Annotated in this window: 14 protein-coding genes; 4 read left to right on the top strand and 10 right to left on the bottom strand. The window is 72.8% G+C overall.

All coding sequences use genetic code 11. The features are described from left to right. Positions 1-73: 73 nt before the first annotated feature. Complete coding sequence (locus DTL70_RS27800) at positions 74-1639, bottom strand: DNA-binding protein NsdB (RefSeq protein ID WP_114024761.1); 1566 nt, start codon at positions 1637-1639, stop codon at positions 74-76. A 247-nt stretch (positions 1640-1886) separates the two neighbouring features. Here DTL70_RS27800 and DTL70_RS27795 point away from each other — a divergent pair, with 247 nt between their 5' ends. Continuing rightward, entirely contained in the window at positions 1887-3107 is a 1221-nt protein-coding gene (locus DTL70_RS27795; RefSeq protein ID WP_245979867.1) for an aminoglycoside phosphotransferase family protein, read from the top strand. 272 nt (positions 3108-3379) lie between these two features. Beyond that, positions 3380-5419, top strand: a complete 2040-nt coding sequence (locus DTL70_RS27790) for an N-acetylmuramoyl-L-alanine amidase (protein WP_114024759.1) — start codon at positions 3380-3382, stop codon at positions 5417-5419. A 104-nt stretch (positions 5420-5523) separates the two neighbouring features. Here the strand turns inward: DTL70_RS27790 and DTL70_RS27785 are convergent, their stop codons facing one another. The 6 genes from DTL70_RS27785 to DTL70_RS27760 form a co-directional block, all read right to left on the bottom strand. After that, positions 5524-6021, bottom strand: coding sequence for a hypothetical protein (locus DTL70_RS27785; protein WP_114024758.1), 498 nt, complete (start codon positions 6019-6021; stop codon positions 5524-5526). A gap of 135 nt (positions 6022-6156) precedes the next feature. Next, positions 6157-7680: an AAA family ATPase gene (locus DTL70_RS27780; RefSeq protein ID WP_114024757.1), complete on the bottom strand. Its 1524-nt coding sequence runs from the start codon at positions 7678-7680 to the stop codon at positions 6157-6159. Positions 7681-7800: 120 nt separating this feature from the next. Further along, the gene (locus DTL70_RS27775; RefSeq protein ID WP_114024756.1) at positions 7801-9000 is read right to left on the bottom strand and encodes a thiolase domain-containing protein; all 1200 of its coding nucleotides are present in this window, start codon (positions 8998-9000) and stop codon (positions 7801-7803) included. After that, on the bottom strand, positions 8997-10181 hold the full coding sequence (locus DTL70_RS27770; RefSeq protein ID WP_245979865.1) for a thiolase domain-containing protein: 1185 nt from the start codon (positions 10179-10181) through the stop codon (positions 8997-8999). Before DTL70_RS27770 ends, DTL70_RS27775 begins: the two co-directional genes overlap by 4 nt. After that, on the bottom strand, positions 10178-11131 hold the full coding sequence (locus DTL70_RS27765; RefSeq protein WP_114024754.1) for a Zn-ribbon domain-containing OB-fold protein: 954 nt from the start codon (positions 11129-11131) through the stop codon (positions 10178-10180). Before DTL70_RS27765 ends, DTL70_RS27770 begins: the two co-directional genes overlap by 4 nt. A gap of 38 nt (positions 11132-11169) precedes the next feature. Further along, on the bottom strand, positions 11170-11970 hold the full coding sequence (locus DTL70_RS27760) for a crotonase/enoyl-CoA hydratase family protein (protein ID WP_114024753.1): 801 nt from the start codon (positions 11968-11970) through the stop codon (positions 11170-11172). A 266-nt stretch (positions 11971-12236) separates the two neighbouring features. On the opposite strand from DTL70_RS27760, the gene DTL70_RS27755 reads away from it, so the two are divergent. Beyond that, positions 12237-13877 carry an acyl-CoA synthetase gene (locus DTL70_RS27755; protein WP_114024789.1) on the top strand — a complete coding sequence of 547 codons (1641 nt, stop codon included), beginning with the start codon at positions 12237-12239 and terminating at the stop codon, positions 13875-13877. Positions 13878-14041: 164 nt separating this feature from the next. Then, a complete protein-coding gene (locus DTL70_RS27750; protein WP_114024752.1) occupies positions 14042-14848 on the top strand; it encodes an SDR family oxidoreductase in 807 nt (268 codons plus the stop codon). A 93-nt stretch (positions 14849-14941) separates the two neighbouring features. On the opposite strand, the gene DTL70_RS27745 is transcribed toward DTL70_RS27750, so the two are convergent. The 3 genes from DTL70_RS27745 to DTL70_RS27735 all read right to left on the bottom strand — a co-directional run bounded on the left by DTL70_RS27745 (position 14942) and on the right by DTL70_RS27735 (position 19308). Further along, the gene (locus tag DTL70_RS27745; RefSeq protein WP_114024751.1) at positions 14942-16396 is read right to left on the bottom strand and encodes an amino acid permease; all 1455 of its coding nucleotides are present in this window, start codon (positions 16394-16396) and stop codon (positions 14942-14944) included. 161 nt (positions 16397-16557) lie between these two features. Then, a complete protein-coding gene (locus DTL70_RS27740; protein ID WP_114024750.1) occupies positions 16558-18099 on the bottom strand; it encodes an acyl-CoA synthetase in 1542 nt (513 codons plus the stop codon). Positions 18100-18204: 105 nt separating this feature from the next. Then, positions 18205-19308: an NAD(P)H-dependent flavin oxidoreductase gene (locus DTL70_RS27735; protein WP_114024749.1), complete on the bottom strand. Its 1104-nt coding sequence runs from the start codon at positions 19306-19308 to the stop codon at positions 18205-18207. Positions 19309-19409 lie beyond the last annotated feature (101 nt).

The raw sequence follows: 19409 nt of genomic DNA, 5'->3' as shown, positions 1-19409 counted from the left end.
CCGGGCACGCCGCTCGGCGAAACCGCCCGCACCCGCTGAGCGGGCCGGGCGGTTCGCTCCGGCGTCGATCGGTTCACACGGACCTGGCCCCCCGGGAGCCACGGGAGCCTGGGATGTCTCTGACGTCACCCGGCGCCCGCTTCAGCTCGTCGGCGTCCTTGAGGCCTCTGCCGCCCCGGGACGGCTTGGGCGCGCGGGGCATCACGTCCCGCATCTCCTCGCGCAGGTGCTCGACGGTCGCGTAGCCCGCGTACTGGCCGGTGAGGCGGTACATCTCGCGGAGCCGGTCCCAGGTGCGGTGCGAGGAGTTCTCGCTGATGGAGAGCAGGGCGAGGCGCGCGTAGCGGTCGGCCTGTTCGGGGTCGTCGGAGATGAAGCAGGCCGAGGCCATCGAGATGTAGTCGAAGATCTGGGAACGCTGGCGCCCCTCCTCGCGCAGCACCAGGGCGCGCTTGGCGTGGCGTTCGGCGGTCTTGGCCGCGACGGGCTCGTGGTCGGCGAGGGTGCGGAAGGCGAGCGCCTCCATGCCGTGCAGATCGGCCTCGTCGAACATCTGCATCCAGCTGGGCGGTGGCACGTCTCCCGCGTCGGAGGCGAACATTTCCTCGGCCCGGCCCAGGGTGCGGCGCATCTCCTGGCCGCGGCCCATCGACGCCTGCGCCCACGCCTCGATCGTGTGGAACATGGCGCGCGTACGGGGCAGTGCTCCGTCCTCGGACCCCGCCTGGGCGAGTTTCACCAGGTCGAGGGCGTCGTCGGGCCGTCCCAAATGCACCATCTGGCGAGCGGCGCGTGAGAGCGCCTCGCCCGCGCGGGGGCGGTCCCCGCCCTCGCGGGCCGCGTGCGCGGCGATGACGAAGTACTTCTGCGCGGTGGGCTCCAGGCCCACGTCGTGCGACATCCATCCGGCGAGGACCGCGAGGTTGGCCGCGACGCCCCACAGGCGCCGCCGCAGCGGATCCGGCTGATGGTAGGCGAGCATGCCGCCCACCTCGTTGAGCTGTCCCACGACCGCTTTGCGCTGGAGGCCGCCGCCGCGAGCGGCGTCCCAGGCACGGAAGACCTCGACGGAGTGTTCCAGTGCCTCGACCTCCTGGAGCCCCACCGGGGTCGCCTCGTAGCGGTCGTAGGCGGCTGGAGCGGCCACCGCCGGTCCGCCGTGGCCCGCACCGCCCTGGGCCAAAGCGCCCGTCGGTGCCGCCGTGAGCCAGTCGTGCAGGGCACTGCTGAGTGCCGATCCTGCGGCGAGCGCGGCGCCCGCACCCACCAAGCCGCGTCGGTTGAGCATGAGGTCCATTCCCGTGAATTCGGTGAGGACCGCGGCAACCTGCCCGGACGGCAGGGGCACCCCCTCGGCGGGTTCGCCCGAAGCCGTCTGCCCCGGTCGGCTGAATCCGAGGTCCTCTGTGGTCACGACACGGCCGAGTCGCTCGGTGAACAGGGACGCCAGCACTTTGGGCACCGGGTCGCGCGGGGTCTCCCCCGTGTCGATCCAACGCCGCACCCGTGAGGTGTCGGTCGCCAGTTGCGGATACCCCATGACCCCCGCGTGCCGGTTGACCAGCCGGGCGAGTTCGCCCTTCGACCAGCCGGCGAGGGCGAAGAGGTCCGCGAGGCGCGCGTTGGGTCCCTTGGTCACGTCAAGCCCCCAGGTTCTCGGCTGAGTTGACAGTAACTTCAGTACGACTCGGTGCGGCGGCCCCGAGCGCATTCGCCAGGGTTCGCCAGGGTCCGCCAGATGGTGTGCCACCCGCGGCCGGGTGTCGTGTAGGAACGCGCCACCCCGGTCACGCCGTCAGGGCCGGCATTCCCCAGGGTGCACTGCCCGCGACGGGCAGCCGGGGAGGCGCGGCAACCCGTCGGCACACGAAGGGATCTCGCGCGCCATGTACTCAGCACCATCCCCCGTGTCCGTGCAGCGTCGGCCCCACGTGGTCCCGCAGCAACCTTACGGAAGGCGAGCGGCCGTGCTGGCCCCCGAGCCGTCGCGCGAACCCCCGCGCACGCCGGGACCGCCGCGCACTCCGGGTCCGCCCGGTCCGCACGCCGGCGCGCACCCCGCGCGACGCGCGCCCGCCGGAACCGCGTCCCAACCCGTCAGCGGGAGGCTGGACTTGTCCGGCCCGCACGGCGCACAGCTGCGTGCCGCCATCGCCTCGATCCACCGCGTCTGTCCGGACTTCGCCCCCGTCCAGATGCTCCGCAAGCACGGACGTTCGGTCCTCCTGGCGGGCACGGCGGGCCGCAACACGGTCATCGCGAAATGCCTGCTGGACCACTCCCCCGCGTGGGTCGAGCGGTTCCAGCACGAGATAGCGGTCTACCGGGCCTTCGTGCGACACCGCCCGCCGATCCGCACGCCCCGGCTGATCGCGGCCGATCCGGACACCTGCACGCTGGTCATCGAACGGGTACCGGGACGGGTGGCCGCCGCTCAGCGTCACCCTCTCCAGGCGCCCCCGGCCGCGGACCTGCGAGCCGTGCTCGGCTCCTTCCACCGGGTCAACCACTGGGAGCCACCGGGAGCGCTGTTCGAGCGCCCGATCGACTATCCGGCGAAGCTGGAGCGCTACCACGAGCAGGGCCTGCTGACGGACCGCGACCTGGGCGATCTGCACAAGCTGCTGCACGGCCTGGTGCAGCCGGGGGGCCCCGGCGGCAGGCGCAGCGTGCCGTGGCAGTTCTGCCACGGCGATGCTCTGCTGACCAACGTGATGCTGGGCCCGACGGGCCCCGCACTGGTCGACTGGGAGCACGCCGGCTGGTATCTGCCGGGGTACGACCTGGCGACCCTGTGGACGGCGCTGGGCGACGCCCCGCTGGCGCGTCGCCACCTCAGCCAGCTCGCCCAGAAGGCGGGTCCGGCAGCGCGTGACGCCTTCCTGGTGAACCTGATGATGATCCTCACCCGCGAGATCCGCACCTGCGAGACGGCGGTGCAGCGCACCATGCGGGACCCCTCGCCGCAAGGTGCCGCGGAGGCCGCCGCTGCGGTCCGGGCGGGCGTGATGCCCACCGGCGAGGCGCAACGGCTGCTGCTGCGGAGGCTGCACGAGGACTGCGGCACGGCGCGCCGCGCTGTCCGGGCCGCTGTCGGCACCCGCTGAGGCGGCGGCCGGAGCGCTGCGAAGGCCCGTTCGCAGCGCTCCGACGAGTCGGCCGGGACGGTCCGGTCAGGCGACGGAATCGCTCGGGAGAGAAGGGCCCGGCTCAGGGGGATCGTCGGGGGCGTCACCGGTCTGACCGGTGACGCCTCGCCCACCCGACGACATGCGCCGTCCCGTTGCGCGCGGAATGATTGACGGATCGTCGGCAAGTCGGTACGTCTGAGGACTGCTCGCGCCCGTGATCGCACGGCGCACTCTCCGAGGAGGCGGCATTGCCACGACCCTTCCGTGATTCCGAGAGCACACCCGACGGCAGACGCCCCGGCAGACGGGACGCCGGTGCCCGGCGCGGGCGCACTGTCCGCTCCGTCGCCGTGCCCGTGGTGGCGGCGGCGCTCGTCGTGCCCTTGCTGACGGCCGGCACCCGGGCGGCGGACCGGCCCGCGCCCAGCCTCCAGGCGCAGTTCGCGGCGGCCGCCGACCAGTACGACGTGCCGGAGAACCTGCTGCTGGGCGTCTCGTACCTGCAGTCGCGCTGGGACGCCCACCGGGGCGCGGCGAGCGTGTCCGGCGGCTTCGGACCGATGCACCTGACGGACGCGCGCGCGGCGCTGGCCGCCTCCGGGCCGCGCGACCACGCGGGCACGCAGGACGCCCGTGGAGATGCGGCGCGCCCGCCCCGGATCGCGGACGAGCACTCCGAAGCGAAGGCGAAGCGGGCTGAGAAGGCGCCGAAGCGGCTCCCCGCCCGGCTGCGGACGCTGGAGCGGGCCGCCGAGCTGACGGGACTCTCCCACGACGCGCTGCGCTCCTCGACCGCGGCCAACGTACGGGGCGGCGCGGCGCTGCTGGCGGACGCGCAGCGCCGGCTGGGCCACCCGCTCAGCGCCGACCCGGCGGACTGGTACGAGGCGGTGGCCGCCTTCCCCGGCGGCGGCGAGGGCGACCCGAGCGCGACGGCGTTCGCCGGCGACGTGTTCGACGTGGTGCGCCAGGGCGAGCGGCGTACCACGGACACCGGGGAGACGGTCACGCTCGACGCCAGTCCGAAGCTGCGTGTTCCGGCCGCAGCCGACCGCTCCCGCTCGCCGCACGGCAAGGCGGAGTGCCCGCGGAACGTGGACTGCGAGTGGTATCCGGCGCCGTACGAGAAGTTCACCAACAGCTCGGGCGAGGAGGACTACGGGAACCACGACAGGACGCGGCGGCCCCGGTCCCAGAAGATCGACTACATCGTCATCCACGACACCGAGGAGGTGTACGAGAGGACGCTGGATCTGGTGACCGACCCGACGTACGTGTCGTGGCAGTACACCCTCCGTTCCTCGGACGGGCACATCGCGCAGCACGTGCGCAACAAGGACGCCGCCTGGCACGCGGGGAACTGGTACGTCAACTCCAAGTCGATCGGTCTGGAGCACGAGGGTTTCCTCACGGAACCGGACGCCTGGTTCACCGAGTCCATGTACCGCAGTTCGGCCCGGCTGGTGAAGTACCTCGCCAAGAAGTACGACATTCCGCTGGACCGGCAGCACGTCCTCGGCCACGACAACGTGCCCGCCACGACGACCTCCGGCATCAAGGGCATGCACACCGATCCGGGCCCGTACTGGGACTGGGAGCACTACTTCGCGCTGCTGGGCAAGCCGTTCACGCCCAAGGGCGGCCCGAAGTCCGGCGTGGTGACCATCCGGCCCTCCTACGACGGCAACCAGCCGGTCTTCACCGGCTGCGCGTCCGAGGGCGAGCCGTGCCCGGAACACGGTTCTTCCGCCGTCCGGCTGCACCAGGCGCCTGACGCCTCCTCGCCGCTGGTCAACGACGTCGGGCTGCGGCCGGACGGCTCTCCCGCGACGACGGGGGTGAACGACACGGGGGCGCGGGTCACCGCCGGGCAGCAGTACGCGGTCGCGGACCGCAAGGGAGAGTGGACGGCGATCTGGTACCTCGGCCGGAAGGCCTGGTTCCGCAATCCGTCCGACGGGCCGGTGGCCGTACCCGCCCGTGGCACCCTCGTCGAACCGCGCGAAGGGCGCGACGAGATCCCCGTCTACGGGCGCGCCTATCCGGAGGCGGAGGCCTATCCCGAGGACGTGCCGGTACAGGCCCTCTCTCCGCTGCCCTACAAGGTGGCGGCAGGACAGCGCTACGTCACCGGGCTGCGGACGCCTGGCGAGTATCTGTACGCGGTGGAGTACGACCCCGAGGCGGAACACTTCCAGGTGGTGCGCGGGAAGCAGAAGTACTACCAGATCCAGCTCGGCCACCGGGTGGCGTTCGTGAAGGCGGAGGACGTGCGGCTGGTGCGCTGAGGCAACGCGGCAGGCCCGGCACGGCCCGCCGCCCGCGCGGGCGATCCGGGTCGGCGGCGCCTCTCGCCTCACCTGCGGGCCTGCCGCCGCACGGAGGACGTGCGCTACTGCTGGAACATCTCCGCGGGCAGCGGCTTGAGAAGGGCGTACAGGTCGCCTGTGATGGGACGGTCCCAGCTGGCGATCGTGACCAGCACGCCGTCGCTGCGGTCGAACTGGACGCAGGAGATCCGGTCCTCCGACAGCTTGACGCGACGTACGATGAGCAGGTTGTCCTCGTGCATCACCGGGTCGTCCTCGGAGCCGACGACCTCGACGTGCTCGTCGTTCTCCAGCGCGGACAGCAGTTGCGCCACCTCGAACGGAACGTCCCCCTCGTCGATCTCCCGCGCCGGCGAGCCCTCGGGCAGGTTGCCGATGACCATGGCGGGTCCCCGGCCGCCGAACAGGTCGTAGCGGAGGAAGACGCCCTGGCAGGTGCCGTCCGGCGCGGGCAGCAGGCCCGCGCCGAGATTCCCCGGCCAGTCGGACGGGTCCATGGCCAGGACATCGAAGTCCGGCCCTGCGGGCACGGAGGCGCTGCGGCGGCGGAGGAACGACATGCCGCAATAGTACGTGGCCGATACCGCGCTTCCGCTGCCCCCTTGTCCCGTCACGCCCCACCTCCGGGCCCCCTCGGGCGGCGGCCTCCGGCAGGGTCCTCGGGCGGCGGCCTCGGGCAGGGATCGCCGCAGAGGTCACCGGTCGGCGGACCGCCGCTCGGCGAGCGCCAGCAGGCGGGTGGCCCGCCTGCGCACAGGGGCGTCGCAGTCGGGCTCGGCGAGAGCGGCGCGCAGGTGGTGGACCGCGCCGGCAGGGGCACCGGAGCGCAGGGCGGCCCAGGCCAGTTCGTACAGCAGCAGGGGACGGTCCTGGCGGGCGGGCGGCTCGCTGAGCGCGCGGCCCAGGCAGCGGTGCGCGGCCTCGGGTGCGCCCGCCCTCGCGTACGCGCGTGCGGCACGGTGCAGCTCCGCCACCACGGTGGGATCGGCGTCGGGGTGGACCTCCAGCAGATGGTGCGCGCTCGCCAGGTGGCCAGGGCGGGTCAGGGCGAGCGTGGCGGCCGTCTGACCGTGCAGGGCCGTGCGGAGGCCGGAGGGTATGGCGCGGTAGACCTCGCCCGCGAACGAGGGGTGGGTGAAGCACACCGCCTCCTCGGCGGCCGGCGGGGTGCCGTCCGGTGCGCGCGGGGGCATGTCGAGCACCTGTGCGCGGCGCAGTGTGCCGGCCGCGCGGCGGGCGGCCTGCGCACCGAGCCCTGCGACGCGGGTGGCGAGGGGGAGGGTGGCGGCGGCGCCGAGGACGGCGACGGCCCAGCACAGCCGTACGCAGTCGGGCCCGAAACCCTGCAGGTGCTCGTGGAAGCCGGGCCCGCACACCGTCGGGGCGAGTTCGGCCAGCCGCGGCAGACTGTCACGGTGCGGCTTGAGGCCGGCCTCCCCGGCCCGGTCCAGCAGCCGTGTGACGGCGAGCGGGTTACCGGCCGTCAGCGTGCGGCACTCCTGCGCGAAGGACGTCTCCCCACCGAAGAGGGGCTCCTCGGGGCCGCCCTCGAAAGCGGCCCGCACGAGGGCGTCCACGGCGTGTGCGCTCAACGCGTCCAGTGCGTGCACCTGTTGGGCTCCGCCCGGGGCCTTCCGCAGCTCCGCGAGGCCCGGGCGTCCGTCCCGCGAGTCATAGGCGATCACGCACAGCAGGGGCAGCGTCGGCGCGCGCGGTATGAAGCGGGTGAGCCAGGCCAACGACGCGGGGTCGGCCCAGTGGACGTCGTCGACGAGGACGACGAGCGGGGCGGCGCGCGCGGCCAGGTGAGCGGCGAGACGGGCCACGAGCTGGTCGACCGCCCGGTACACGGCGTGCGGGGGAGGCCCGACGGCGCACGCCGGCGCGCTCAGTCCGACGGCCGCGGCGGCGAGGTCGGTGCCGCCGCCCCGCGCGTGCGCGTCGAGCAGGGGCAGCACCGGCTCCCACAGGGCCCGGAGCACGTGGAAGCCGCTCTCCTGCTCCTGCTCGCTGCCGCGCGCGTACAGGACGGTGCACCCGCGTGCCGAGGCGCGCGCGGCGGTCTCGTGCAACAGCGCGGTCTTGCCGAGCCCGGTGGCTCCGGTCAGGGCGAGCACCCGGGCCCGGCCGTCGTCACAGGTGCTCGGGGAGGCGGCGCACAAGCGGGCCAGTTGCCGCTCGATGGCGGCGAATTCGGCTTCCCGCTCCCACAGCGCCACGATCGTGTCCTCGCCGTCCTCGCTTCTCGGGCTGACCCGCCGAGCCTACGCCAGCGGGAGGAGGCGGTGGCGTGTGTTCTCTGCAAGCAGTCAGGCAGCCGGGTCCGGCCCCGGGCCGGGTCAGGAGGTGGGCGGGTCGGCCGCGACCAGCCACATCGAGAAGAACTGGGAGCCGCCCCCGTAGGCGTGCCCGAGCGCTCTGCGCGCCCCCTCGACCTGGTGGGCGCCGGCCAGCCCGCGGACCTGGAGCGCCGCCTCGGCGAAGCGGAGCATGCCGGAGGCGCCGATGGGGTTGGTGGACAGCACACCGCCGGACGGGTTGACGGGCAGGTCTCCGTCCAGCTCGGTCGCCCCCGACTCGGTCATCGTCCAGCCCTGTCCCTCCTTGGCGAAGCCGAGGTTCTCCAGCCACATCGGTTCGTACCAGGAGAAGGGCACGTACATCTCGACGGCGTCGATCTCGCGGCGCGGTTCGGTGATGCCGGCCTGCCGGTAGACGTCGGCGGCGCAGTCGCTGCCGGCGCGCGGCGAGACGGCGTCCTTGCCCGCGAACAGGGTGGGTTCGCTGCGCATCGCGCCACCGTGCATCCAGGCGGGTGGGCGCGGGGTGCGGGCGGCGCCCGCGCGGTCGGTCAGCACCATGGCGCACGCCCCGTCGGAGGAGGGGCAGGTTTCCGAGTAGCGGACGGGGTCCCACAGCATCGGTGAGGAGCGCACCTTCTCCAGGGTGATGTCCTCTTCGTGCAGGTGCGCGTAGGGGTTCTTCAGCGCGTTGCGGCGGTCCTTGTAGGCCACCAGCGCGCCGATGTGGCCGGGCGCCGAGGTGCGGTGCATGTACGCGCGAACGTGCGGGGCGAAGAAGCCGCCCGCGCCCGCCAGCAGGGGCTGCTGGAAGGGGACGGGGAGGGAGAGGCCCCACATGGCGTTCGATTCGGACTGCTTCTCGAACGCGAGGGTCAGCACGGTGCGGTGGACGCGGGCCGCGACCAGGTTGGCGGCGACCAGCGCGGTGCTGCCGCCGACGGAACCCGCCGTGTGCACCCGCAGCATGGGCTTGCCCACGGCGCCGAGCGCGTCGGCCAGGTAGAGCTCGGGCATCATGACGCCCTCGAAGAAGTCGGGCGCCTTCCCGATCACGACGGCGTCCACGTCGCCCCAGGTCAGCTCGGCGTCCTCCAGCGCGCGCCGCGCCGCCTCCCGTACCAGCCCCGCGAGTGACACGTCGCGGCGTGCCGCGACGTGCTTGGTCTGGCCGACGCCGACGACGGCGACGGGCTCCTTGCCCCGCCCTCGACCGCTGGGAACCTCGGAGTTGCTCATACGCCTTCTCCTCCTTGGCCGTCTTCGACGGAGCCGTCCTTGACGAGGCCGTCTTCGGCGGAGCCTCCTGCGGCGGAGCCGTCTTCGGCAGGGCCGTCGGACTCCAGGACCGCGACGAGGTTCTGCTGGAGGCAGGGCCCCGAGGTGGCGTGCGCGACGGCGCGCCGGGCTTCGCCGCGGGCGATCCGTGCCGCGGCCTCGCCGATGCGGATGAGCCCCGCCGCCATCACCGGGTTGGCCGTCAACGGGCCGCCCGAGGGGTTGACCGCGGTGCCCTCGCCGAGCCGCAGCGCGTCGCGGAGCACCACTTCCTGCGCGGTGAAGGGCGCGTGGAGTTCGGCGACGTCGACGGGCGGGGCCCCGGGGTCGAACAGGCCTGCGTGTTCGGCGGCAAGCCGGGTCGAGGGCGAGCGGGTGAGGTCGCGTGCGCCCGGGCTGTGCGCCTCGATGCGGTGGTCCATGCCGCGGATCCAGGCGGGGCGTGAGGTGAGCCGGCGCGCGGTGCGCCCTGTGGCGAGCACGACGGCGGCCGCGCCGTCGCTGACGGGCGGCAGGTCGTGTCGGCGCAGCGGCTGGGTGACGTAGGCGTCCGCCAGCAGGGTGGCGGCGTCCGGGGAGGTGCCGCGCACCTGGGCGTGGGGATTGTCGGCCGCGGCGGCGCGGCTGCGTGCCGCGATACCGGCCAGCTCGCGCTCGCTGGTCGCTTCCGCGTCGAGCAGCGCGCGGGCCTGGAGCGCGGCCAGGGACACGGAGTCGGGCCACAGGGGCGCCAGGCAGTAGGGGTCGAGCTGGCGGGTGAGGACCTCGGGCAGGTCGCCGACTGAGGACTTGCCGTAGGAGTAGACGAGGGCCGTCTCCGCCTCGCCGGTGAGGAGCTTCACCCAGGCCTCGTACAGCGCCCAGGCACCGTCCGTCTCGACGTGGGACTCGGCGATGGGCGGCCAGGCGCCCACCCCGTCGAGTGCCATCGTGAAGGAGAAGGGGCGGCCCGCCAGGTAGTCGGAGGAGCCTGAGCAGGTGAAGTCGATCTGGCCGGTGGACAGTCCTGTCTGGCCGAGTACGTCGCGCAGTACCGGGAGCAGCATCTCGACCTCGGACAGCCCCTCGGTCGCGCGCGCGTGGCGCGACTGCGCGAAGGCGACGACGGCGACCTGGCCGGGGTCGGGTTCCGTGCTGGTCACAGCAGCTCCTTGTAGGTCTCGTAGGCGGCGTCGGGTTCGCCCGTGGGCCGGTAGTGGTCCGGGTGGCGGCCGCCCTCGGTCCATACCGGTTCGACGCGCAGCCCCATGCGCACCTGGTCGTAGGGGATGCCGGCGACGCGGCCGTGCAGCGCCAGTCCGGCACCGTCGAGGGCGATGTGCCCGTAGACGTAGGGCACCTCGATGTCCAGGCCCTTGGCCTTGATGTTGACGACGCAGAAGGTGGTGACCGTGCCGGCCGGGCCGACCTCGACCTGTTCGCCGGTGGCCACCCCGCAGGTGGGGCAGGCGCCGCGCGGCGGCACGTAGACCTTGCGGCACTCGGGGCAGCGTTCGCCCTTCGTGCGGTGTTCCGCGAGGGCGTTGAGGTAGCGGGTCTGGGCCCGTCCTGGCGAGTAGGTGTAGTCGAGGCGGGCGGCGGCGACGAGGGAGGTGACGGGCTCGGCGAACGTCCCGGGGTGGGACGTGGGCCGGCCTCGGAGCGGGGTGTCGTGGGGCGCGGGTTCGAAGCAGGCGATGTCCGTGATGGCGCCGGTGCGCTCCTGGGCCCACCGGACGCGCACCCGCATGCCGGTGGTGACCGAGTCGGGTCCCTCGGGTGCGTCGAGGGCGTGCAAAAGGGCGGTATCCGCGCCGTCGAGGCGGACCAGTACCCAGGCGAACGGGTGCGCCAGCGGCTGTCCCCTGCGGGGGGCGCCGTTCCACGCCCACGTGGTGACGGTTCCCCTCTGGCCGACCTCCACCAGGTCGCGGATCTCCTCGGCCGTGACGGGGTCGTACTCGGTGGGCGGTACGACCACGCGGCCGTCCGCCGCTGTGACGCCCAGGACGGTCCGCTCCCGCAGGCCGGTGAGGAAGGCGCTGAGGACGGGGCCGAGCGAGCGGGTGAAGGGGAACTCGACGACCATGGGGGCGGTCAGCACGTCGTCCATGAGGATCCTTTCCGGTGTGCCGGGTGGGAGAGGAGCCGTCATGCCCGCTTGAAGCGTGGCTGCCTCTTCTGGGCGAAGGCGCGTGCGCCCTCCCGCGCGTCGGCGGTGTCGAAGAGGGGCCAGCCGCGCTCCAACTCGGCGGCGAGCCCCTCTTCCTCCGTCATGGCCGACGTCTCGTGGACGGAGGCCTTCACGGCCTCGACGGCCAGCGGGGCGCAGGCGTTGACGCGTTCGGCGGTCTCCAGGGCGGCGTCCAGCGCGGTCCCGTCGGGGACGACTCGTCCGATCAGGCCGATGTGTTCGGCTTCGGCGGCGCTGTAGGGGCGGCCCGTCAGGAGCATCTCCAGGGCGTGGGTGCGCGGGATCTGCCGGGGCAGCCGCACGGTGGAGCCGCCGAGGGGGAACAGTCCGCGGCGTACCTCGTAGAGGCCGAAGACGGCGCTCTCGCCGGCCACGCGGATGTCGGTGCCCTGGAGCATTTCCGTGCCGCCTGCCACGCAGTGGCCCTCGACTGCCGCGATCACGGGTTTGCGCGGCCTGTGGTGCCGGAGCATGGCTTTCCAGTGCAGGTCGGGGTCGTCGCGCAGGCGGGCGCGGTGTTGCTGACCGTCCATCCCGTCGCCGGCCAGCGCTTTGAGGTCCATGCCGGCGCAGAAGGTGCCGCCCGCGCCGGTGAGGACGACGGAGCGTACGGCGTCGTCGGCATCGGCTTCGAGCCAGCCGTCGTAGAGCCCGACGAGCATGGCCAGGGAGAGGGCGTTCTTGGCTTCGGGGCGGTTGAGGGTGAGCACCAGGGTGGCCCCCACCCGCTCCACGGACAGATGTTCGGTGCCGCCCATCGTGGGGCCTCCTGTCTCCAGGGCCGAGGCGCGGCCTCGCGGACCTGGAACAGGTTGCAGTAGCGGAGCGCGGACTTCAAGAGTTTTCTGACAGGCCGTCATATTTCTTGTGCCGGGCCCCTTCCCGTCTCCGCGCCCCGGTGCTCTGATGAGCGCCGGACGCACGGTGCCGCGAGCAGCACCGGACGCCACGCGCGGGGGAACGCACCAACGCCGTACGCCGATCCGAGCACGTACGCCGGGGCCCGGGCATGGAGGAGCGCGCCGTGGAGTACAACCTTGCCGACCTGTTCGAGTCGATCGCCGACACCGTTCCCGAGCGCGAGGCGCTGGTCCACCTGGACCACCCCGGCACGGGCGAGGAACGCAGACTGACGTACGCCGAGCTGGACCGTTCGGCCAACCGCCTCGCGCACCACCTCGCCGACAGCGGCGTCCACGCGGGCGACCACGTCGGACTGCACCTGTACAACGGTGTCCCATACGTGCAGACCCTGCTGGCCTGCCTCAAGATCCGTGCTGTTCCCGTCAACGTGAACTACCGCTACGTCGAGGACGAACTGGCCTACCTCTACCGGGACGCCGACCTGGTCGCGCTCGTCTTCGACGGCGAGTTCACCGCACGGGTGGCGGGCGCCCTGGCGCACACCCGGACACTCCGCCACCTCGTGCGTGTCGGGGAGGCACCGCGGGGAGCACCCGAACCGCCCCTGGCCCCCGTCCCGTACACGCAGGCTCTGGCGGCCGGTTCACCCGAGCGGGGCTTCGGACCGCGCTCGGCCGACGACCTGTTCCTCATCTACACCGGCGGCACCACCGGCATGCCCAAGGGTGTGATGTGGCGGGCCGAGGACCTCTTCTTCTCCGGGCTGGGCGGCGGGGCGCCCACAGGGGAGCCCGTCGGCCGACCTGAGGAACTGGCCGAGCGGGCGGCGGCGGGCGGCGAGGGCCTGGTCTTCTTCCCCACTCCCCCGCTGATGCACGGGACCTCCACGCTCACCCTCCTCATCGCCTTCAACTACGCGCAGAAGGTGGTGCTGCACCGCAAGTTCGCCCCCGAGGAGGTGCTGCGCACCGTCGAGCGGGAGAAGGTGACGGCGGTCTCCCTGGTCGGCGACGCGATGCTGCGCCCCCTGGTGGACGCCCTCGCCGGACCGCTGCGGGGCACCGACTGCTCCTCCCTCCTGGCGGTCTCCAGCTCCGGCGCGATCCTCTCCGAGGCGGTAAGGGACCAGTTCGCGCGGTTGGTGCCGCACGCCCTGCTCCTCAACAACTTCGGCTCCTCGGAGTCCGGCTTCAACGGCACGGCGACGGCGGACTCGGGCCCCGGCAAGGGTTTCCGCCTCACCGTCAACGACGGCACCGCGGTGGTGGATCCGGCCACCCGCGAGCCGGTGCCACCCGGCGGCACCGGCCGCATCGCCCTGCGCGGCCACGTTCCGCTCGGCTACTACAACGACCCCGCCAAGAGCGCCGAGACGTTCTTCGAGGCCGGCGGCGCCCGCTGGGTGCTGCTGGGCGACGTGGCCACCGTCGACGAGGCGGGTGTCGTCACCGTCCTGGGGCGCGGCTCGCAGTGCATCAACACCGGCGGGGAGAAGGTCTTCCCCGAGGAGGTCGAGGAGGCGCTCAAGTCGCACCCCGACGTCTACGACGCCCTCGTGACGGGCGTCCCCGACCAGCGCTGGGGCAACCGCGTCGCGGCCGTCGTCCAGCTGCGGGCCGGCGCCGCGGCGCTGACCGGCGACGCCGTGCGCGCGCACGCGCGCGAGCGGCTGGCGGGCTACAAGGTGCCGCGCACGGTCGTCTTCTGCGACCTCGTCCAGCGCTCCCCCAGCGGCAAGGCCGACTACCGCTGGGCCCGGCGCACGGCCGAGGAGGCGGCCCCCTGGTCAGCGACGCGCTGACCGCCCCGAACCGGAGGCGGAAAGCGGCGTCCCGGCAGGTGGAACGCGCGGGCGAGACCGTGCGGTCGGCCTGCGTACCGTGCGGCATGTGCCTGCTGGCCGGCTACGGCCGCAGCAGGTGTGCGCTGGTCGATCCCGTCGCCTGAGCCCGGAGGGCCGCAACCGTGTCCACCTACGTCGTCACCGGCGCCGCCTCCGGCATGGGCGCCGCACTCGCCGCCGAACTGTGCGAGGAGGGCCACCGCGTCATCGGAGTCGACCTGGCCCACGCCGAGGTGACCGCCGACCTCGCGACGGACGACGGCCGCCGCGCGGCGCTGCGGCGGATCGGCGAACTCCTCCCGGACGGTGCCCTCGACGGCTTCGTCCCCTTCGCGGGTCTCGCGGCGGCCACAGGGCGCCCCGGGTCGCTGATGGTCTCGGTGAACCACTTCGGCGCCGTACGGCTCCTGGAGGGGCTGCGGCCCGCGCTCCTGCGCTCGTCCCGCGGCCCCGCGGCCGTGCTGGTCTCCTCCAACTCGGCGACGTGCCAGCCCGGCTGGCCGACGGGGCTGGCGACGGCGTGCCTGGCCGGGGACGAGGACGAGGCGCGCGCCCTCGCCGACCGCGCGGGCGGCGTGGCCACCTATCCGGCGACGAAGGCGGCACTGGCCTGGTACGTGCGCGAGCACGCGGGCACCCACGCGTGGGCGGGCAGCGGCGTCCGGCTCAACGCGGTGGCGCCCGGGCTCATCGACACACCGATGACCGCGGCGGGCCGCACCGACCCGCTGACCGCGGACGGCATGGCCGCCTACCCGGTTCCGCTGGGCCGCGCGGGGCGGGCCGCGGAGGTCACCGCGGCAGTCCGCTTCCTGCTCTCCCCCGCCGCGTCGTTCTGCGTGGGCACCGTCCTGTGCGCCGACGGCGGCACCGAAGCGCTGCTGCGCTCCCGCCACTGGCCCGTCCCTCTCGACCCCGCCGCCGGCTGAGGGCGCCACTCCCCGCCGCCCCCGGGGTCCGGTCTCGGTCACCGAGAGTGCGTGCCGGACCCCGCGAGCCCGGCAAGAGCCAGACGAGAGGCCCTAGGAGTCCTTCTTCTCGAAGGACGGCGGCGCGGTGCCGCCGGGCCGCTTGGCCAGCTCGGACCTGCGGTACGAGTAGCCGAAGTACACGACGAGCCCGATGGCGAACCACACGCCGAAGCGCACCCAGGTCTGCCAGGAGAGGTAGGTCGTCAGCCAGATGGAGAAGACCACACCGAGCAGCGGGACGACGGGCATGCCGGGCACCTTGAACTTGCGCGGCAGGTCGGGCTGCCGGTACCGCAGGACGATCACGGCGACGCACACGACGACGAACGCCAGCAGGATGCCGATGTTCGTCATCTCCGCTGCCTCCTCGATGGGCAGGAAGCCGGCCAGCACCGCGGAGGCGACGCCCACGATCCAGGTGACGCGGACGGGCACGTGGCGCACCGGGTCGGTCTTGGCGAACCACTTGGGCAGCAGTCCGTCGCGGCTCATGGAGAACCACACGCGGGTGACGCCCAGCATGAAGGTGAACATCACGGTGAGGATGCCGATGATGGCGCCGACGGCGATGATGTCGGCGACGCTGCTGAGACCCACGGACTTGAAGGCGGTGGAGAAGCCGCTGTCCGGGTCGATGTCCTTGTAGTTCTGCATCCCCGTCAGCACCAGGCACACGGCCACGTACAGCACCATGGAGATGACCAGCGAGTAGATGATCGCCTTCGGCATGTGCTTCTGGGCGTCCTGCGACTCCTCGGCCGCCGTGCTCATCGCGTCGTAGCCGAAGACGGCGAAGAAGACGGTGGCGGCGCCGGTGAACGCGCCGGAGAGGCCGAAGGGGAAGAACGGCTCGTAGTTGCTCGACTTGATGTGGAAGACGCCGACGACGATCACCAGCAGGACGACGGCGACCTTCAGGACCACGACGACCAGTTCGAACCGTGCCGCGCTCTTGATGCCGCGGGTCAGCGCGTAGGCGATCAGCAGGCACAGCAGCGCCGCGAACAGGTCGACCCGGTGTCCGTCGCCCGTTCCCGGCGCGCCCAGCATCCAGGAGGGCAGTGAGGCGCCCATCTCCTCCATCAGGAACGAGAAGTATCCGGAGATGCCGATGGCCACCACGGAGACGATCGCGGTGTACTCCAGCAGCAGATCCCAGCCGATGAACCAGCCGCCGAGCTCGCCCAGCACCGCGTAGCCGTAGGTGTAGGCGGAGCCCGCTTTGGGGATCAGGCCGGCGAACTCCGCGTAGGACAGGGCCGCACAGGCACTGGCCAGGCCCGCGATGAGGAAGGAGATCAGCACGGCAGGGCCTGCCTTGCCGTTGGCGACGGTGCCCGCCAGGCTGAAGACGCCGGCGCCGATGATGCCGCCGACGCCGATCGCCGTCAGATGGCGCAGGCCGAGCGTGCGGGTGAGCTGCTGTCCTGAGCCTCCCTCCGGTTCCTCGATCTGCTCGATGGGTTTGCGGCGCAGTACGCCTTCCCCGCTCCAGAGCCCGGGCATAGGACCTCTTCCTGTTCCTGCCGTGGATTGCCGATGACGCCGCCGCCGCGGACAGGTGGCCCGCGACCACGCGTGATCATCATGGCCGCGACAGGAAGGGGTGGAAAGTGGCCACGAGGTCTCTCTTGCGCATCGTTCGTCGCGGCGGACCGCGGGACGCCTCAGGGGCGGGCCGGCCAGTGGGGGTCGCGCAGGCGGCGCTTGTAGAGCTTGCCGTTCGGGTCGCGGGGCATCTCGGCGATGAAGTCCACGGATTTGGGGCGTTTGTACCCCGCGAGCCGGTCCGCGCAGTGGGCCAGGATCTCTTCGGCGAGCCGCTCCCCCGCCTCGTGCCCGGCGGCGGGCTCGACGACCGCCTTCACCTCCTCGCCCCAGTCGTCGTGCGGCACACCGAAGGCGGCGGCGTCCGCGACGGCGGGATGGGTCAGCAGCGCCGCCTCGATCTCGGCCGGGTAGATGTTCACCCCGCCCGAGATGATCATGTCGATCTTGCGGTCCCGCAGGAACAGGTAGCCGTCCTCGTCCAGGTAGCCCAGGTCCCCGACCGTGAAGAAGTCGCCGATCCGGTTCCTGCGCGTCTTGTCCTCGTCCTTGTGGTACGCGAACCCGCCGGTCGACATCTTCATGTACACGGTGCCCAGTTCGCCCGGGCCGATCCTGTTGCCGTCGTCGTCGAAGACGGCCAGCTCGCTGATCGGCCAGGCCCTGCCCACCGTTCCGGGCTTCTTCAGCCAGTCCTCGGCCGTCGCGAACGCGCCGCCGCCCTCGCTCGCCGCGTAGTACTCCTCCACGCAGCCGCCCCACCACTCGATCATGCCCCGCTTGACGTGGTCGGGGCAGGGCGCGGCGCCGTGGATGGCGTGCCGCATCGAGGAGACGTCGTAGGCCCGGCGGGTCGCGTCCGGCAGCGCCAGCAGCCGGTGGAACTGGGTGGGCACCATGTGGGTGTGTGTGCACCCGTGCCGGTCGATGAGCCGCAGCATCTCCTCCGGCTCCCACTTGTCCATCACCACCAGCCGGTGGCCGATGTGCAGCGCCGCGCCGGCGAACTGGAGGACCGCCGTGTGGTAGAGCGGCGAGCAGACGAGGTGCACGTTGCCGTCGAAGGGCCGGATCCCGAAGATGCCGAGGAAACCGCCCAGATACGTCTCCTCGGGCCGCTTGCCGCTGAGCGGGCGGCGGATGCCGCGGGGGCGGCCCGTGGTGCCGGACGTGTAGTTCATGACCCAGCCGCTGGTGCGCTCCTGCGGTGGCGTCGCCGGCTGATCCCGCAGGAGGTCGTCGAAGGCGCGGAAGCCGTCGACGGCGCCGCCCACGGCGTAGCGCCGGCCTGGCGGTAATCCGGCCTCGTCCGCCGCCGCCGTCGCGGCGGCGGCGAACCGCGGATGCGCCAGGAGAACCTTCGCCCCCGAGTCGGCGAGGATCCACGCGATCTCGGGGCCCACCAGGTGGTGGTTGACCGGAACCATGTAGAAGCCCGCCTGGGTGGCGGCGAGGTAGGCGACGATGAACTCCGGGCCGTTGGGCAGCACCGTGGCGAACGCGTCGCCCTCCTTGAGGCCCGCCGCCCGCAGGCCGTGCGTGAGCTTGTCGCACTCCGCGCGCAGGCGGTCGGCTGACCACGAGTCACCGCCCGGTGCGATCAGAACCGTACGCTCCGGGTCCTGCTGGGCCTGCGCCCAGAACCCGTTGGGTGCGTTCATCTCGGGCTCCCTTCTGGGTTGCGTCGCTCCGTCTCCCTGTCCCCCGTTCCCCGCCCTGTGGGCCCGTCCTGTGGGCCCGTCCTGTGGGCCCCCCGCGGGCCGTCCTCAGCCGGCACCCGCGATGCCGCCCAGCCTCGCGACGGCCGCCTCGAACCCGCGGGTCAGGTCGTCGACGACGGCCTGGACCGAACGCTCGCTGTTCATGGACCCGACGATCTGCCCGACGGGCGTGCCGAGCAGCGGCTCCACCTCGTACCGCTGTATCCGCGAGTTGGCCTCCGCCACCAGCAGGCCCTGTAGCGGCATCGGAAGCGGTCCCGGCCCCTCCCCCGGCTCCCAGGCGTCCGTCCAGTCGGTCCGCAACTGCCGCGCCGGCTTGCCCGTCAGCGCCCGGGAGCGCACCGTGTCCCCGGCCGTGGCGGCCAGCAGCTTGCGCGTGAGGGCCCGCGAGCCGAGGTCGGCCTCGGTGGTGGTCAGCCACACGGAACCCAGCCAGGCGCCCTGGGCACCCAGCGCGAGGGCCGCGGCCACCTGCTCGCCGCTGCCGATGCCGCCTGCGGCGAGCACGGGGAGGGGGGCGACGGCGCGGACGACCTCGGGGGTGAGCACCATGGTGGCGATCTCCCCGGTGTGCCCGCCGGCCTCATAGCCTTGCGCGACGATGATGTCGATGCCCGCTTCCTTGTGCCGCTCGGCGTGCCGGGGGCTGCCGGCGAGAGCGGCGACGGGGATGTCGTGCCGGTGGGCCCGCTCGATCACGTCGGGCGGCGGCGAACCGAGCGCGTTGGCCAGGAGTTTGACGGGATAGTCGAAGGCGACGTCGAGCTGGCTGCGCGCGACCTCCTCCATCCATCCGGTGATGCGCCAGCCGCCGTCTTGGCCGTCCGGCAGGTCGGGGACGTCGTACCTGTCCAAGACCTTGCGCACGTACTGGCGGTGCTCCTCGGGGATCATGGCCTCGACGTCCGCCTCGGTGACCGACTCGACCTTCTTGGCCGGCATCACGACATCGAGCCCCCACGGCAGCCCGCCGGTGTGCGCCGCCATCCAGTCGAGATCGCGTCTGAGGTCGTCGGCGGCGCCGTACCGCACGGCGCCGAGCACGCCGAAGCCGCCCGCGCGGGTGAGCGCGGCGGCCACGGCGGGGAAGGGCGTGAACCCGAAGAGTGCGTGCTCTGCTCCCAGCTGGGTGCTCAGCTCCGTCTGCATGGGCGCAGGATGCCGCAGCCGGATGCCGGAGGGAAGACTTTTCCTGACGCGGCATCAGTTTTTGTCGCCGGTGCCGCGCCTACCCCCTCGCGATCTGAGCG

It is taken from the genome of Streptomyces diacarni (assembly GCF_003323715.1).
Taxonomy (GTDB): Bacteria; Actinomycetota; Actinomycetes; order Streptomycetales; family Streptomycetaceae; genus Streptomyces; species Streptomyces diacarni.
Note: the sequence above shows the minus strand (reverse complement) of the source record. Positions and strands in the feature narration are given on the sequence as shown.